Origin of the sequence: Polaromonas sp. YR568 (assembly GCF_900116715.1) — a bacterium.
Lineage (GTDB): Bacteria > Pseudomonadota > Gammaproteobacteria > Burkholderiales > Burkholderiaceae_C > Polaromonas.
In genome coordinates, this window is sequence record NZ_FPBM01000003.1 from 354815 (window position 1) to 370958 (window position 16144).

Annotated in this window: 14 protein-coding genes; all 14 read right to left on the reverse strand. The window is 62.7% G+C overall.

The genetic code is table 11. From position 1 onward, the window contains the following. Nucleotides 1–15 precede the first annotated feature (15 nt). Entirely contained in the window at nucleotides 16–1332 is a 1317-nt protein-coding gene (gene hisD / locus BM408_RS09195) for a histidinol dehydrogenase (protein ID WP_092129189.1), read from the reverse strand. Between the two features lie 4 nt (nucleotides 1333–1336). Continuing rightward, complete coding sequence (hisG, locus tag BM408_RS09200; RefSeq protein WP_092129191.1) at nucleotides 1337–1990, reverse strand: ATP phosphoribosyltransferase; 654 nt, start codon at nucleotides 1988–1990, stop codon at nucleotides 1337–1339. Then, nucleotides 1987–3261: a UDP-N-acetylglucosamine 1-carboxyvinyltransferase gene (murA, locus tag BM408_RS09205; RefSeq protein ID WP_092129193.1), complete on the reverse strand. Its 1275-nt coding sequence runs from the start codon at nucleotides 3259–3261 to the stop codon at nucleotides 1987–1989. Before murA ends, hisG begins: the two co-directional genes overlap by 4 nt. Nucleotides 3262–3270: 9 nt before the next feature. Beyond that, a complete protein-coding gene (locus BM408_RS09210; protein ID WP_092129195.1) occupies nucleotides 3271–3522 on the reverse strand; it encodes a BolA family protein in 252 nt (83 codons plus the stop codon). A 2-nt stretch (nucleotides 3523–3524) separates the two neighbouring features. Continuing rightward, complete coding sequence (locus tag BM408_RS09215; protein ID WP_092129197.1) at nucleotides 3525–4280, reverse strand: ABC transporter permease; 756 nt, start codon at nucleotides 4278–4280, stop codon at nucleotides 3525–3527. Further along, nucleotides 4277–5242, reverse strand: coding sequence for an ABC transporter ATP-binding protein (locus BM408_RS09220; RefSeq protein ID WP_092129199.1), 966 nt, complete (start codon nucleotides 5240–5242; stop codon nucleotides 4277–4279). Before BM408_RS09220 ends, BM408_RS09215 begins: the two co-directional genes overlap by 4 nt. A 75-nt stretch (nucleotides 5243–5317) precedes the next feature. After that, entirely contained in the window at nucleotides 5318–5599 is a 282-nt protein-coding gene (locus tag BM408_RS09225) for an STAS domain-containing protein (RefSeq protein WP_092129534.1), read from the reverse strand. Nucleotides 5600–5614: 15 nt separating this feature from the next. Beyond that, a complete protein-coding gene (locus tag BM408_RS09230) occupies nucleotides 5615–6274 on the reverse strand; it encodes an MlaC/ttg2D family ABC transporter substrate-binding protein (protein WP_092129201.1) in 660 nt (219 codons plus the stop codon). A 216-nt stretch (nucleotides 6275–6490) separates the two neighbouring features. Continuing rightward, a complete protein-coding gene (locus BM408_RS09235) occupies nucleotides 6491–7243 on the reverse strand; it encodes an MlaA family lipoprotein (protein WP_254774750.1) in 753 nt (250 codons plus the stop codon). Between the two features lie 14 nt (nucleotides 7244–7257). Next, nucleotides 7258–7764: an outer membrane lipid asymmetry maintenance protein MlaD gene (gene mlaD / locus BM408_RS09240; protein WP_092129205.1), complete on the reverse strand. Its 507-nt coding sequence runs from the start codon at nucleotides 7762–7764 to the stop codon at nucleotides 7258–7260. Between the two features lie 106 nt (nucleotides 7765–7870). Continuing rightward, complete coding sequence (gene mlaE, locus BM408_RS09245; protein WP_092129207.1) at nucleotides 7871–8665, reverse strand: lipid asymmetry maintenance ABC transporter permease subunit MlaE; 795 nt, start codon at nucleotides 8663–8665, stop codon at nucleotides 7871–7873. Beyond that, nucleotides 8662–9507: an ABC transporter ATP-binding protein gene (locus BM408_RS09250; RefSeq protein ID WP_092129209.1), complete on the reverse strand. Its 846-nt coding sequence runs from the start codon at nucleotides 9505–9507 to the stop codon at nucleotides 8662–8664. Before BM408_RS09250 ends, mlaE begins: the two co-directional genes overlap by 4 nt. Nucleotides 9508–9715: 208 nt before the next feature. Beyond that, complete coding sequence (locus tag BM408_RS09255; RefSeq protein ID WP_092129211.1) at nucleotides 9716–11182, reverse strand: glutamate synthase subunit beta; 1467 nt, start codon at nucleotides 11180–11182, stop codon at nucleotides 9716–9718. 107 nt (nucleotides 11183–11289) lie between these two features. Continuing rightward, nucleotides 11290–16035, reverse strand: coding sequence for a glutamate synthase-related protein (locus BM408_RS09260; protein WP_092129213.1), 4746 nt, complete (start codon nucleotides 16033–16035; stop codon nucleotides 11290–11292). Between the last annotated feature and the right edge of the window lie 109 nt (nucleotides 16036–16144).

The following is a 16144-nucleotide window of genomic DNA, read 5'->3' on the forward strand; positions in this document are numbered from 1 at the left end:
GGGCTGACTTGTGCCCTATTTCAGGCGCATCTCGGCCGCGCGCGCATGCGCCTGCAGGCCTTCGCCGTAAGCCAGCTCGGCGGCGATCTTGCCCAGCACCTGGGCGCCGGCTTCGCTCACTTCGATCAGGCTGGAGCGTTTCTGGAAGTCGTAGACGCCCAGTGGTGAGCTGAAGCGCGCCGTGCCGCTGGTGGGCAGCACGTGGTTGGGGCCGGCGCAGTAGTCACCCAAAGATTCGCTGGTGTAGGCGCCCAGGAAGATGGCGCCGGCATGCTTGAGCAGCGGTTCCCACTTGTGCGGGTCGCGGCTGGAGACTTCCAGGTGTTCAGGGGCGATGCGGTTGCTGATTTCGCAGGCCTCTTCCATGCTGCGGGTGTGGATGAGTGCGCCGCGGCCGGTGAGGGACTTGGCGATGATCTCGGCGCGCGGCATTTCGGGCAGCAGGCGGTCGATGGCAGCCTGTACTTCGTCGATATACGCGGCGTTGGGGCACAGCAGGATGCTTTGTGCGAGTTCGTCATGCTCGGCCTGGCTGAACAAGTCCATGGCCACCCAGTCGGCGGGCGTGCTGCCGTCGGCCAGCACCAGGATTTCAGACGGGCCGGCAATCATGTCGATGCCCACGGTGCCGAACACACGCTTTTTCGCGCTGGCCACATAGGCGTTGCCGGGGCCGGTGATTTTGTCGACCTTGGGCACGGTCTGCGTGCCGTAGGCCAGCGCGGCCACGGCTTGCGCGCCGCCAATGGTGAAAGCGCGGGTGACGCCGGCCACGTAGGCGGCAGCCAGCACCAGGGCATTCTTTTCGCCCTTGGGCGTGGGCACGACCATGATGATTTCGCCGACCCCGGCCACGTGGGCGGGGATCGCATTCATCAGCACCGATGAGGGGTAGGCCGCCTTGCCGCCGGGCACATAGATGCCGACGCGGTCCAGCGGCGTGACCTTCTGGCCCAGCAGGGTGCCGTCTTCGTCGCGGTAGCTCCAGCTTTCGCCGCTGGCCTTCCTCTGGGCCTCGTGATAGCTGCGCACACGTCGCGCGGCGGCTTCAAGCGCATTGCGCTGGGCGGCCGGGATGGCGTCGAAGGCAGCTTTCAGCTCGGCCTGCGTGAGTTCGAGCTGGCCCATGGAAGAGGCGTCCAGCCCGTCAAAGCGCGCGGTGTATTCCAGCACCGCCGCATCGCCGCGCTGCTGCACATCGGCCAGGATATCGGCCACGCGCTGCTCGATGGCCGCGTCGGTGTCGGCTGACCAATGCAGCCGCGCCTTGAATTCAGCATGAAAAGTTGCTGTAGACGTTGAAAGACGCGCGGGAGCAGCTACTAATTTCATAGCGTCAGGATTTTCGGGAGGATGACGATGTGGCGGCCGTCAGGTCGTCAATCAACTTGCGGATAGGCGCCTGCTTGAGCTTCAGCGCGGTCTGGTTGACCACCAGATGCGAGCTGATGTCCATGATGCGCTCGACCTCGATCAGGTGGTTGGCCTTGAGCGTGCTGCCGGTCGACACCAGGTCGACGATTGCGTCGGCCAGGCCGGTAAGCGGCGCCAGCTCCATGCTGCCGTAGAGCTTGATCAGATCCACGTGCACGCCCTTGGTGGCGAAGAAGTCGCGGGCGATCGCCACGTACTTGGTGGCCACTTTCAGGCGCGAGCCCTGGCGCACGGCGGCGGCATAGTCAAAGCCTTCGCGCACCGCCACGCTGATGCGGCATTTGGCGATCTGCAAATCCAGCGGCTGATACAGGCCCTGGCTGCCGGATTCAAGCAAAGTGTCTTTGCCGACAACACCGAGATCCGCACCGCCGTATTGCACATAGGTCGGCACGTCGGTAGCGCGCACCAGTACCACGCGCAGGCCGGGCTGGTTGGTGTCCAGGATCAGCTTGCGGGACTTTTCCGGGTCATCGAGGACTTCAATGCCGGCGCTTCGCAGCAGCGGCAGGATGTCGTCGAAGATGCGGCCCTTGGATAAGGCTAAGGTGATCATGCTTTGACTCGCTCGATATCAGCGCCGATTCCGCGCAGCTTGGCTTCCATCTGGTCGTAGCCGCGGTCCAGGTGGTAGATGCGGTCCACCAGCGTCTCGCCTTCGGCCACCAGGCCGGCGATCACCAGGCTGGCGGAGGCGCGCAAATCGGTGGCCATCACGGTGGCGCCCGACAGCTTTTCAACGCCCTCCATCACGGCAATCTTGCCGTCGATCTGAATCTTCGCGCCCAGGCGCACCATCTCGTTGACGTGCATGAAACGGTTTTCAAAAATCGTCTCGGTCACCGTGCTGCTGCCCTGCGCAATGGCGTTCAGCGCCATGAACTGCGCCTGCATGTCGGTCGGAAAACCAGGGTACTCGGTGGTGCGGAAGGACTGAGCCTTCATGCGGCCGCTGGCCTGAATGCGAATGGAACCCTCGCTCGCCGTCACGGTCGCACCGGCTTCACGCAGCTTGTCGATCACGGCGTCGAGGTGGTCGGCGCGGCCGTGCTTCAGCACAACATCGCCACCGGCAGCCGCCACCGCGCACAAAAAGGTGCCGGTCTCAATACGGTCGGCTACCACCTGGTGGGTGCAACCGTGCAGGCGATCCACACCCTGGATGCGGATGCGGCGCGTGCCGTGGCCTTCAATCTTGGCGCCCATCTTGATGAGCATCTCGGCCAGGTCGCCGATCTCGGGCTCCTGCGCGGCGTTTTCCAGAATCGTCTCGCCCTCGGCCAGGCTGGCGGCCATGAGGAAGTTTTCCGTGCCGGTCACCGTCACCATGTCGGTGGTGATGCTGGCGCCTTTGAGACGCTTCTGGCCGGCCGGCAGCTTGGCGATCATGTAGCCGTGCTCGACCACGATCTCGGCGCCCATGGCCTGCAGACCTTTGATGTGCTGGTCGACTGGGCGCGAGCCGATGGCGCAACCACCCGGCAGCGACACCGTGGCCTCGCCAAAGCGCGCCAGCAGCGGGCCCAGGGCCAGCACGGAGGCGCGCATGGTCTTGACGAGTTCGTAAGGCGCTTCGGGCGAGCTCAGAGGGCCGGCATTGATCACCACAGTGCTGGGCGCCGCCTCGCTGCGATCGGCCTCCACGCCCATGTTGCGGATCAGCTTGAGCATGGTGGAGACGTCCTGCAGGCGCGGCACGTTCTGCAGCGTGACTGTGTCGGCCGTGAGCAGCGCGGCGCACAGCTCCGGAAGCGCGGCGTTCTTGGCGCCAGAGATTTCGACCGTGCCGGCCAGCGACTTACCGCCCTTGATGAGTAATTTGTCCATGTCGTTCTTTTAGTTCGCGTTGGCGTTATTGCTGGCCCATTCGGCCGGTGTATAGGTTTTCATCGAGAGCGCATGCACCTCGTCGGTCTGCATACGGCCGCCCAAGGTGGCGTACACCTTCTGGTGGCGCTGGATCAGGCGCTGACCCTCGAAAGCGCTGGACACCACGGTGGCGTACCAGTGACGGCCGTCGCCCGACAGCTCGATGTGCTCACAGGGCAGGCCTGCGGCGATGATGGATTGGAGTTCTTCGCTGGTCATGTTTAGTGTCGTATTTTGTAGCCGGTGCGCAGCATGTTGACGGCAATCGCGCTGACAGTCAGCAAGGCTGCCGTGACGATGCCCAGGCTCAACCAGGGGGAAACGTCGCTGACGCCGAAAAATCCATAACGGAAACCGTCGATCATGTAGAAAAACGGGTTGAGGTGGCTGACTTTCTGCCAGAAAGGCGGCAGCGAGTGAATCGAATAAAACACGCCGCTCAGGAAGGTCATCGGCATGATGACAAAGTTCTGGAAGGCCGCCATCTGGTCGAATTTTTCAGACCAGAGCCCGGCGATCACGCCCAGCGCGCCCAGCATGGCCGCGCCCAGCACGGCAAACAGCACGATCCACAACGGCGCCACAAAAGAGGGCTGGCCAAAAAACACGGTGACGGCAAACACGCCCGCCCCCACCAGGAGGCCACGCGCCACCGACGAGCCGACATACGCAAAGAACCAGTGCCAGTGCGACAGCGGCGTGAGCAGCACAAACACCAGGCTGCCCATGATCTTGCTCTGGATCAGCGAGGAAGAGCTGTTGGCGAACGCGTTTTGCAGCACACTCATCATCACCAGGCCCGGCACCAGGAAGGCGGTGTAGCTGACCTGGTTGTAAACCTTCACCTGGTCTTGCAGCACATGGCCGAAGATCAGCATGTAGAGCACGGCGGTCAGCACGGGCGCGCCCACGGTCTGAAAACCGACCTTCCAGAAGCGCAGGGACTCTTTGTAGAGCAGTGTTTGCCAGCCGTTCATGTTGCTACTTTCGCGAGGTCCACCGTCACAGCCGGAGCCTCAATGGCTGGTTTCTTGTTCATGACGTCCAGGAAGACGTCTTCCAGATCGGCTTTGCGGATTTCAACGTCTTCGGCAACCAGCCCCGCCTCGCGGATGGCTGCGAGGTATTGCTCGATGTCGTTGGCGTTGTGCGCCGGGAACTGCACGATGCGGCCCGTAATGCGGGCTTGCGCCGCCAGGTGCGTAGGCAATTCACTGTCGATTTTGAAGCGCAACACATTGGAGGACGCGGCCTTGAGCAGCTCCGAAGTCTGCGCCAGCGCCACCACCCGCCCCTGCTTGAGCATGGCGATGCGGCTGCACAACGCCTCGGCTTCTTCAAGGTAATGCGTGGTGAGCAGCACCGTACTGCCCTGCTTGTTGAGTTTGGCGATGAATTGCCACAGGGTCTGGCGCAGCTCCACATCGACGCCGGCGGTGGGTTCGTCCAGCACGATGACCTGCGGCTTGTGCACCAGCGCCTGCGCGACCAGCACGCGGCGTTTCATGCCGCCCGAGAGCTGGCGCATGTTGGCATTGGCCTTGTCGGCCAGGCCCAGGCTGACCAGCAATTCGTCGATCCAGTCGTCGTTGTGCTTGATGCCGAAATAACCGGACTGGATGCGCAGCGCCTCGCGCACGGTGAAAAAGGGGTCAAAGACCAGTTCCTGCGGCACCACGCCGAGCTTGCGCCGGGCGTTGGCGTAGTCGGTCAATACATCGCTGCCGTGGACCTTGACGGTGCCGCTGCTGGCGCGCGACAAGCCGGCCAGGATGCTGATGAGGGAGGTTTTTCCAGCGCCGTTGGGGCCTAGCAGTCCAAAAAATTCGCCCTGCTGGATATCAAAACTGACATCGTCAAGCGCTTTGACAATGGGCCCCGTCTGATTTCGCGTGGAGGAGTAGGTTTTGGAGACGGACTGGAATGAGATCGCTGGCATGAGCCCGTCATTTTAAGGGCGGATGCTGTTTTATCGGGCCTGGCGGCCAAATGCCCTGCGCCGGGACTCGCGGCCTCAGGCTGCCGGGGCGGCAGCGGCGGGTATCAGTTCCGCCACGCCATACAGGCCTGCCAGCTGGCGCAGGCGGGCCGGCAGGCCGGCAACCGAAAACGTCTTGCCGGCGGCCAGCGCTTCACGCCGGCACTCCAGCAGCACCGCCAGGGCAGAGGAGTCAAACTCCTTCAGCGCACCCGCATCGGCCACCACGCCGGCCGGCTGGGACAGCACGGCCTGCTTGAGGCCGCGGGCGAACCCGGCAGCCTCGGCATGCGTGAGAACGGGAGGAAGCGTCAGCACCGGTGGCAACCCTGCTCAGGGCTTCTTGGCGGCAGCCGCGCCGGCGCCGGCACCCGTATTGGACTGATTGCGCTGCACCAGCGATGCGATCAGGCCGTCAACGCCCTTGGCGTTGATTTCCTGGGCGAACTGGGTGCGGTAGGTTTCCACCAGCCACACGCCCAGCACGTTCAGGTCATAAATCTTCCAGCCGGTGGCGGTTTTTTCCATGCGGTAATCGAGCTGGACGGGGTCGCCCCGGCCCAGGACTTCGGTGCGAACCACGACTTCGGTGTCAGCCGGCTCTGCACGCAGCGGCTTCACATTGACGCTCTGGTCGCTGACTTGCGCCAGCGCACCGGAATAGGTGCGGATCAGCAGGGTCTTGAATTCGTCCTGCAGCTTCTTTTGCTGCTCGGGTGTGGCCTGGCGCCAGTTACGGCCCACGGCAGCGGCCGTCATGCGCGTGAAGTTCACGTTGGGCATGATTTTGCTGTCGACGAGCGCCAGCACCTTGGTCAGGTCACCGGCTTTCACGGCCTTGTCGGTCTTGATGTTGTCCAGCACTTCGGCCGACACACGTTTGATCAGGGCGTCAGGAGCCTCGACCTGTTGGGCGCGGACGAAAGGAGCGGCGCCCATCAGAGCCAGGCTAAGGGTGGCGGTCAACAAATGGCCAAGCGTTCTACGTTTCATGATGTTCCTTCTAGAGCGAAACATACGGCTGCCGGGATCGCGGCACTCCGGTCAGATACCTGGAGTGTTAATGCGCCTGAAAACCGATGGTTCTGGGGAGATTTTGCGGGATTGTGTCCGGGCTGGCGATGAAGTTATGCGGCAGTCTTGTAAATATTGTTGGAACAGTGCTTAACAAGGCCTTATTAGGGCCCCGTTCAAGCCTGTTTCATCTTTTTACTTGGCAGCCGGCGCGGCAGGGGCGGTCTGAGCGCCTTCAGGCAGGTCAAAACGCTCTTCTTTTTCGGCGGAAGCGTTGCCGATCAGGCTGTTGCGGCGCTGCTGGTAAATCTCGCGGGTAAAGCTGTATTTATCAAGCGCGGCCTGATCCAGCACATTGCCTGCGCCCAGCAGGTTGGCGCGCACATTGACAACGCGCAGCGTCGTCAGGGAGTTGCGGGCGCGGACGTTGCTGGCCTGGGTGACCAGATCGAGCTGGGAGTCCACCACCAGGCCCGCCGTATCGCGCACCGAGGAGGGGCCAAGCAAAGGCAGCACGAGGTAAGGGCCGGAGCCCACGCCCCAAACGCCCAGGGTCTGCCCGAAGTCTTCCGTGTGTTTCGGGATCTTCATTTCAGAGGCCACATCAAAAATGCCGCCCAGGCCCCAGAGGGTGTTGGTGGTGACGCGCGCCAGGCTGTCGGCAGCCGCTTCGCCCTTGCCTTGCAGCACGTTGTTGACGATGGACCAGACGTCCGAAATATTGCCGAAAAAGCTGGTGACGCCGGTGCGCACCGGCTGCGGCGTGACATCGCGGTAGGCCGTGGCCACCGGTTTGAGGACAGCCTTGTCCAGGCCCTCATTGAAATTGAACATGGTCCGGTTGAACGGCTCCAGCGGGTCGGCCGGATTGGCGCCTGGCCCGGTGGCACATCCCTGCAGCAGCGCCAAGGCCAAAACAGCGCCGGCCCACCCTGTAGATTTCTTCATCGTGTTGTTGTTTGTCATTTTTTTTCTGTCGTCGCTGGTGGCGGTGCAGACCCTGATCCGGAACTGCTGTCCGCCGCTTTACTGTATAAAAACTGGCTGATCAGATTCTCAAGCACCACGGCCGACTGCGTGTTTTTGATCACGTCGCCCGCGGCAAAATTCTTCTCGTCTCCACCGGCCTCCACGCCGATGTATTGCTCACCCAACAGGCCGCTGGTCAAAATTTTCAGCGAACTGTCTTTTGGAAAGACATAACGGCTTTCCATGGCCAGATTGACGCTGGCCTGGTAGGACTTGTCGTCGAAAGTGATATTTTCAACCCGTCCGACCACCACACCCGCACTTTTTACCGCGGCGCGCGGCTTCAGGCCGCCAATATTGTCGAACTTCGCCGTGATCTTGTAAGAACTGTCGAAATTCAGTGAAAGAAGGTTGGCGGACTTCAGCGCCAGAAACAGGATGGCCGCGCCCCCAATCAGGACAAACAGGCCAACCCAGAGATCATTTTTGGAGCGTTGCATGGTTCTTCTTTCAGTGGCCCTGGAGGGCTGCCCTGCACCATTCACTCAAGGCGAGCACTGGAACGGTGGATTTTCTCATGGGCGGATTAAAAATGTTTTAGGGTGGTTAAAGGCTGAACATGGACGCGGTCAGCAGGAAATCGAGCCCCAGCACGGCCAGCGAGGCGACAACCACCGTGCGGGTCGTGGCACGCGAGACGCCCTCTGGCGTGGGCTGCGCCTCAAAACCCTGGTGCAGAGCCACAAAAGTGACGGTTACGCCAAAGACAAAACTCTTGATAATGCCGTTGCCCACGTCGCGCCAGACGTCCACGCCGGACTGCATCTGGCTCCAGAAGGAGCCCGCATCAATGCCGATCATGACCACACCGACCAGCCAGCCGCCTATGATGCCCACGGCGCTGAAGACGGCGGCCAGCAGGGGCATGGCGATGATGCCGCCCCAGAAACGCGGCGCCAGAATGCGCCGAACCGGGTCCACCGCCATCATTTCCATGGCCGAAAGCTGCTCGCCGGCCTTCATCAGGCCGATTTCGGCCGTGAGCGCGGTGCCAGCGCGGCCGGCAAACAGCAGCGCAGTGACCACAGGCCCCAGCTCGCGCACCAGGCTGAGCGCCACCAGCAGGCCCAGCGCCTCGGCCGAGCCGTAGCGCTGCAGCGTGTAGTAGCCCTGCAGGCCCAGAACAAAGCCGACAAACAGGCCCGACACGGCAATGATGGCCAGCGAGTAATTGCCCAAAAAGAAGATCTGGTCGCGCACCAGGCCAAAGCGGGCCAGCGCGGGGCCGGTCAGGGCCACCAGCCGCGACATCAGGCGGGCGGCATAGCCCAGTTCGGCCAATTGGCCGCGCACGGCAAAGCCCAGGCTGGAAATCAGGGTGACGGGGTTGTAGCGGCTCATGCGCGCTCCCCTTTTTTGACGGCCGCGTTGCCGAAATCAGCCTCCACGCCGGGCCCGGGGTAATGGAATTTCACGGGGCCTTCGCTTTCGGCGTTAACGAACTGGTGCACCAGCGGGTCGGTCGAACGCCTGACCTCATCGGGCGTGCCCTGGGCGGCGATGCTGCCGTTGGCCAGGATGATGACTTTGTCGGCGATGCGGAAGGTTTCTTCCAGGTCGTGCGAAACGATGATGCTGGTGATGCCTAGCGTGTCGTTGAGCTGGCGTATGAGCTGCGCGGCGGTGCCGAGCGAGATAGGGTCCAGCCCGGAAAACGGCTCGTCGTACATGATGAGTTCGGGGTCCAGGACGATGGCCCGCGCCAGCGCCACGCGGCGGGCCATGCCGCCGGAAATCTCGCTGGGCATCAGGTCGCGTGCACCGCGCAGGCCCACGGCGTTGAGCTTCATCAGCACGATGTCGCGGATCAGGCTGTCCTGCAGCGCGGTGTGCTCGCGCAGCGGGAAGGCGACGTTGTCAAACACGCTCAGGTCGGTAAACAGCGCGCCAAACTGGAACAGCATGCCCATGCGCCGGCGGGCGGCATACAGCTCGGCCTGCACCAGCTTGCCGACGTCCTGCCCGTCAAACGTGACGGTGCCGCTGGTGGCTTTTTGCTGGCCGCCTATGAGGCGCAGCACGGTGGTTTTGCCGCCACCCGACGCGCCCATGAGCGCCGTGACCTTGCCGCGAGGCACAGACAGCGTGACCCGGTCCAGGATGACGCGGTCGCCCGCGGAGCCTGGGTAGGAGAAGGTCACATCCTTGAATTCAACCAGTGATGAAGCTGAGGTGTCGGCCATTGGAAAGAGGAAAAGCCAACGGTCGCGTCGGCGGTGCTAGGGGAATGCCCTAATGATACGGGGTTTGGCCCGCCCCTTCCCGGTAAGTAATACCAGCCTGTAATACCGTAGGGCCGTACCGGAACCGGGCAGCACCCGCCCAGCTTCCCATCTACAGCGGGGTCAGCCCCAATCGCCGCAGCGGGCGATTATTGGGGCCGGGCGGCGGTTAGCGAGGCAGGTCGCTGTAGCCCATCAAGAATTCGTCAACGGCGCGCGCGGCCTGGCGGCCTTCACGAATCGCCCAGACGACCAGACTCTGGCCGCGGCGGATGTCGCCGGCGGCAAATACCTTGGGCACGTTAGTGGCGTAGCCGCCGGTGAAGTCGGTGCCGGCCTTGGCATTGCCGCGGTTGTCTTTTTCGACGCCGAAGGCGTCCAGCACGGAGGCCACAGGCGAGACAAAGCCCATGGCCAGCAGCACCAGGTCGGCCTTGAGGGTTTGCTCGGAGCCGGGCACTTCCACCATCTTGCCGTCTTTCCATTCGACACGAACGGTCTTCAGACCCGTGACTTTGCCCTTTTCGCCGATCAGCTCTTTGGTGGAGATGGCGAATTCGCGCTCGCAGCCTTCTTCGTGGCTGGAAGACGTACGCAACTTGATCGGCCAGTAAGGCCAGGTCATGGGGCGGTTTTCTTCTTCGGGCGGCTGGGGCATCAGCTCAAACTGGGTGACGCTGACGGCGCCGTGGCGGTTGCTGGTGCCTACGCAGTCGGAGCCCGTATCGCCGCCGCCGATCACGATGACGTGCTTGCCGTCGGCGCGCAGCTGGCCTTTGACCTTGTCACCGGCGTTGACCTTGTTTTGCTGGGGCAGGAATTCCATGGCGAAATGCACACCGTCCAGGTCGCGGCCTGGCACGGGCAGGTCGCGCGATTGTTCGGCGCCGCCGGTCAGGATCACGGCGTCGAAGTCTTTTTGCAGTTGCTCAGGGGTGATGCTTTCCTTGGCCCAGTTGGTGACCTTGGAGTCTTTCGGCAAACTGCCCACCATCACGCCGGTGCGGAAGTTGACGCCCTCGGCCTTCATTTGCTCGACGCGGCGGTCGATGTGGACTTTTTCCATCTTGAAGTCGGGGATGCCGTAGCGCAGCAGGCCGCCGACGCGGTCGTTCTTTTCAAACAGGGTGACGTCATGGCCGGTGCGAGCGAGTTGCTGCGCGGCCGCCATGCCGGCGGGGCCGGAGCCGACGACGGCCACTTTCTTGCCGGTTTTGTGCTTGGGCATCACGGGCTTGACCCAGCCTTCGGACCAGGCGCGGTCGATGATGGCGTGCTCAATCGACTTGATGCCGACGGCGTCGTCGTTCACGTTCAGCGTGCAGGCGGCTTCGCAGGGCGCCGGGCAGATGCGGCCGGTGAACTCCGGGAAGTTGTTGGTGCTGTGCAGCGTGTCGATGGCGTTTTTCCAGTCGGCACGGAACACCATGTCGTTGAAGTCCGGAATGATGTTGTTGACCGGGCAGCCGCTGTTGCAAAACGGCGTGCCGCAGTCCATGCAGCGCGCGGCCTGCTTGTTGGCCTGCGCGTCGTCCAGCCCGATGACAAATTCGCGGTAGTTCTTCAGGCGCTCCGGCACGGGCTTGTAGCCCTCCTCGATGCGCTCGTATTCCATGAAGCCGGTGATTTTTCCCATGATGAAGTCCTGTGCAATTCTCTTAAGCGTTTTGTGCTTTCCGCCCGCACACAACGGGCGTTAGCGGCTATAAATTCGATAGCAATGCGTTAGTCGGCGCAGCCGGCTTATTTAGCCGCCACCGCTTCCTGGTTGGTAGCGACCTGGGCTTTTGTGGTCTCGGTCGCGGCTTCCAGGCGGCGTTCCTTGCGCTCGATCAGCGCCCGCTTGTACTCATTCGGGAAGACCTTCACAAACTTCAAACGTGACTCGCTCCAGTTGTCGAGCAGCGCGCGCGCGCGCTTGCTGCCGGTCCAGCGGTTGTGGTCTTGCAGCAGGCGCTTGAGCAGTTCCTCATCGCTTTCGCCCGCATGCCAGTCGGCCTTGTCATGGGTGTGTTGTTCGGCGGTGGTCACCACGCGGTCCATAGACACCATGGAGGTGTTGCAGCGCGTGGCAAACAAACCGTCTTCGTCGTACACATAGGCCACGCCGCCGCTCATGCCGGCGGCGAAGTTGCGGCCGGTCTTGCCCAGCACCGCGACGGTGCCGCCCGTCATGTACTCACAGCCGTGGTCGCCCGTGCCTTCAACGACCGCCGTGGCGCCCGAGAGGCGCACGGCAAAACGTTCGCCGGCCACGCCGCTGAAGAAGGCTTCGCCGGTGGTCGCACCGTAGAGCACGGTGTTGCCGACGATGGTGTTCTTCACCGCGTCGCCGCGGAAGTCGATGCTGGGGCGCACGACGATGCGGCCGCCCGACAGGCCCTTGCCGGTGTAGTCGTTGGCGTCGCCGATCAGGTACATGGTGATGCCCTTGGCCAGGAAGGCGCCGAAGGACTGGCCGCCCGTGCCTTCAAGCTGGATGCGCAGCGTGTCGTCGGGCAGGCCTTGTGGGTGGTGGCGTGTCAGCTCGCCCGACAGCATGGCGCCTACGGTGCGGTTGACGTTGCGCGCCACTTCGATGAACTGGACTTTTTCGCCCTTTTCGATCGCGGCTTTGGATTTTTCGATCAGGCGCACGTCCAACGCTTTTTCAAGCGCGTGGTCTTGCTCCATCACATGCAGGCGCGGCACATCGGCAGGCACATTCGGCTGGTAGAACAGGCGGCCGAAATCCAGGCCGCTGGCCTTCCAGTGTTCAATGCCTTTTTGTGTGTCGAGCAAGTCGGCGCGGCCGATCAGGTCGTCAAACTTGCGCACGCCGAGTTGCGCCATGAGCTGGCGCGCCTCTTCGGCGACGAAGAAGAAATAGTTGACGACATGCTCAGGCTTGCCGCTGAATTTCTGGCGCAGCACAGGGTCTTGTGTGGCGACACCGACCGGGCAGGTGTTGAGGTGGCACTTGCGCATCATGATGCAGCCTTCCACCACCAGCGGTGCGGTGGCGAAGCCGAACTCGTCAGCGCCCAGCAGCGCGCCGATGATGACGTCGCGGCCGGTTTTCATCTGGCCGTCGGCCTGCACACGGATGCGGCCGCGCAGGCGGTTGAGCACCAGGGTTTGCTGGGTTTCGGCGAGACCAATTTCCCAGGGCGAGCCGGCGTGCTTGATGGACGACCAGGGCGAAGCGCCCGTGCCGCCGTCATGGCCGGCAATCACCACATGGTCGGACTTGGCCTTGGCCACGCCCGCGGCAATGGTGCCGACGCCGACTTCACTCACCAGCTTGACGCTGATGCTGGCGCGCGGGTTGACGTTCTTCAGGTCGTGGATCAGTTGGGCCAGATCTTCGATCGAGTAGATGTCGTGGTGCGGCGGTGGCGAAATCAAACCGACGCCGGGCACCGAGTAGCGCAGCTGGCCGATGTATTCGCTGACCTTGCCGCCGGGCAGCTGGCCGCCTTCGCCGGGCTTGGCGCCCTGCGCCATCTTGATCTGGATCTGGTCGGCCGACACCAGGTATTCGGCCGTGACGCCGAAGCGGCCCGATGCGACCTGCTTGATGCGCGAACGCAGCGAGTCGCCGTCTTGCAGCGGCAAATCAACCTCGACCTGTTTCGGGCCGATCACACTTTTCAGCGTCTCGCCCTTTTTGATCGGGATGCCTTTGAGTTCTTGACGGTAACGGTTCGGGTCTTCACCGCCCTCGCCCGTGTTGCTCTTGCCGCCAATGCGGTTCATGGCCACAGCCAAGGTGGCGTGGGCTTCGGTGCTGATGGAGCCCAGCGACATGGCGCCGGTGGCAAAACGCTTGACGATCTCTTTGGCCGGCTCGACTTCGTCGATCGGGATGGCCTTGGATGGATCAATCTTGAACTCGAACAGGCCGCGCAGCGTCATGTGACGGCGGTTCTGGTCGTTGATCAGCTGGGCGTATTCCTTATAGGTGTTCCAGTTGTTGGAACGCGTGGAATGCTGCAGCTTGGCAATCGCATCGGGCGTCCACATGTGGTCTTCGCCGCGCACGCGCCAGGCGTATTCACCGCCGGCGTCCAGCATGTTGGCCAGCACCGGGTCGTCGCTGAAAGCCGCGCGGTGCATGCGCAGCGCTTCTTCGGCGATCTCGAACACGCCCATGCCTTCAACCTGGCTGGCCGTGCCGGTGAAGAACTTGGCCACGGTGCCCTTGTTCAGGCCGATGGCCTCGAACAGCTGCGCGCCGCAGTAGCTCATATAGGTAGACACGCCCATCTTGGACATGATCTTGGACAGGCCCTTGCCGATGGCCTTGGTGTAGTTGTAGACCGCCTTGTCGGTGCTGAGGTCGCCCGGCAGGCCTTTGGACAGCTCAGCCAGCGTTTCCATGGCGAGGTAGGGGTGCACGGCTTCAGCGCCGTAGCCTGCCAGCACGGCGAAGTGATGCACTTCGCGGGCCGAGCCGGTTTCCACCACCAGGCCGGCGGTGGTGCGCAGGCCTTCTTTCACCAGGTGCTGGTGGATGGCCGACAGGGCCAGCAGGGCCGGAATGGCAACCTGCGTGGCGCTGATGCCGCGGTCGCTGACGATCAGGATGTTTTTGCCGTCCTTGATCGCATCAACCGCCTCGGCGCACAGCGAAGCCAGCTTGGCCTCGACACCTTCGTGGCCCCAGGCCAGCGGATAGGTGATGTCAAGCGTGTAGCTCTTGAACTTGCCCTGCGTGTGCGCTTCGATGTCGCGCAGCTTTTGCATGTCGGCCACGTTGAGCACGGGCTGGCTGACTTCCAGCCGCATGGGTGGGTTGACCTGGTTGATGTCCAGCAGGTTGGGCTTGGGGCCGATAAAGGACACCAGCGACATCACGATGGCTTCGCGGATCGGGTCGATGGGCGGGTTGGTCACCTGCGCGAACAACTGCTTGAAGTAGTTGTAGAGCGGCTTGTTCTTGTTGGACAGCACGGCCAGTGGGCTGTCGTTGCCCATGGAGCCGGTAGCTTCTTCGCCGTTGGCGGCCATGGGGGACATCAGGAATTTGATGTCTTCCTGCGTATAGCCGAAGGCCTGCTGGCGATCGAGCAGTGCAATGTTCGATGCTGCGGGCACGGTGGCTGGAGCGGCCTTGGCCGCTTTGCCGGCCACGTCGTCCAGCTTGATGCGCAGGTTTTCAATCCACTGCTTGTAGGGCTTGCTGTGCGCCAGCGTGGCCTTGATTTCCTCGTCGTCGACCATGCGGCCTTGTTCCAGGTCGATCAGGAACATCTTGCCGGGCTGAAGGCGCCATTTGCGCACGATCTTGTGCTCGGGAATCGGCAGCACGCCCGATTCAGAGGCCATGATGACCAGGTCGTCGTCGGTCACGCAGTAGCGCGAGGGGCGCAGGCCGTTGCGGTCCAGCGTGGCGCCGATCTGGCGGCCGTCGGTGAAGACGATGGAGGCTGGGCCGTCCCAGGGCTCGAGCATGGCGGCGTGGTATTCATAGAAGGCCTTGCGGCGCTCGTCCATGGTGGTGTGCTGTTCCCAGGGCTCGGGGATCATCATCATCACGGCCTGGCTGATGGGGTAGCCGGCCATGGTCAGCAGTTCCAGGCAGTTGTCGAAGGTGGCGGTGTCGGACTGGCTGGCAAAGCTGATGGGATACAGCTTTTGCAGGTCGGCGCCCAGCACCGGCGATGACATCACGCCTTCGCGTGCCTTCATCCAGTTGTAGTTGCCCTTGACGGTGTTGATCTCGCCGTTGTGCGCGACATAGCGGTAAGGGTGGGCCAGCGGCCACTCGGGGAAGGTATTGGTCGAGAAACGCTGATGCACCAGACCAAGCGCCGAGACGCAGCGTGGGTCGGTCAGATCGCGGTAGTAGGTGCCAACCTGGTCGGCCAGCAGCAGGCCTTTGTAGACCACCGTGCGGCTGGACATGCTGGGCACGTAATATTCTTTGCTGTGCGTCAGGCGCAGGTTCTGGATGGCGGCGCTGGCGGTTTTGCGGATGACGTACAGCTTGCGCTCCAGCGCGTCCTGCACGATCACGTCGTTGCCGCGGCCGATGAAGATCTGGCGCAGGATGGGTTCTTTTTCGCGCACGGTGGGCGACATGGGCATGTCGCGGTTGACCGGCACATCGCGCCAGCCCAGCAGCACCTGGCCTTCGGCCTTGACGGCACGCTCGAGCGCCTGCTCGCAAGCCAGGCGGGAGGCGTGCTCTTTGGGCAGGAAGACCATGCCGACACCGTATTCGCCGGGCGGCGGCAACTGCACGCCCTGGCCGGCCATTTCTTCACGGTACAGCGCGTCCGGCAGCTGAATCAGGATACCGGCGCCGTCGCCCATCAATTTGTCAGCGCCCACTGCGCCCCGGTGGTCGAGATTTTCGAGGATCTTCAGGCCTTGCTGAACGATGGCGTGGCTTTTGTGGCCCTTGATGTGCGCCACAAAACCGACGCCGCAGGCATCGTGTTCGTTTGCACCGGAGTACAAACCGTTTTCTTCAAAATGCTTGATTTCAGCAGCCGTGGTCATGGCGGTTCCTCGTCAGTTGGGGATGAGGGCGGTGCCAAGCGGCCCCTAAAAGGCCTGGCAACGCTTCCATCCGCAAGGTTCATAATTTTTCGCAGGGAATGGGAGCATA

Coding starts and splice junctions, on each gene's coding strand:
- hisD (WP_092129189.1), bottom strand. CDS start 1,332: ATGAAATTAGTAGCTGCTCCCGCGCGTCTTTCAACGTCTACAGCAACT.
- hisG (WP_092129191.1), bottom strand. CDS start 1,990: ATGATCACCTTAGCCTTATCCAAGGGCCGCATCTTCGACGACATCCTG.
- murA (WP_092129193.1), bottom strand. CDS start 3,261: ATGGACAAATTACTCATCAAGGGCGGTAAGTCGCTGGCCGGCACGGTC.
- BM408_RS09210 (WP_092129195.1), bottom strand. CDS start 3,522: ATGACCAGCGAAGAACTCCAATCCATCATCGCCGCAGGCCTGCCCTGT.
- BM408_RS09215 (WP_092129197.1), bottom strand. CDS start 4,280: ATGAACGGCTGGCAAACACTGCTCTACAAAGAGTCCCTGCGCTTCTGG.
- BM408_RS09220 (WP_092129199.1), bottom strand. CDS start 5,242: ATGCCAGCGATCTCATTCCAGTCCGTCTCCAAAACCTACTCCTCCACG.
- BM408_RS09230 (WP_092129201.1), bottom strand. CDS start 6,274: ATGAAACGTAGAACGCTTGGCCATTTGTTGACCGCCACCCTTAGCCTG.
- BM408_RS09235 (WP_254774750.1), bottom strand. CDS start 7,243: ATGAAGAAATCTACAGGGTGGGCCGGCGCTGTTTTGGCCTTGGCGCTG.
- mlaD (WP_092129205.1), bottom strand. CDS start 7,764: ATGCAACGCTCCAAAAATGATCTCTGGGTTGGCCTGTTTGTCCTGATT.
- mlaE (WP_092129207.1), bottom strand. CDS start 8,665: ATGAGCCGCTACAACCCCGTCACCCTGATTTCCAGCCTGGGCTTTGCC.
- BM408_RS09250 (WP_092129209.1), bottom strand. CDS start 9,507: ATGGCCGACACCTCAGCTTCATCACTGGTTGAATTCAAGGATGTGACC.
- BM408_RS09255 (WP_092129211.1), bottom strand. CDS start 11,182: ATGGGAAAAATCACCGGCTTCATGGAATACGAGCGCATCGAGGAGGGC.
- BM408_RS09260 (WP_092129213.1), bottom strand. CDS start 16,035: ATGACCACGGCTGCTGAAATCAAGCATTTTGAAGAAAACGGTTTGTAC.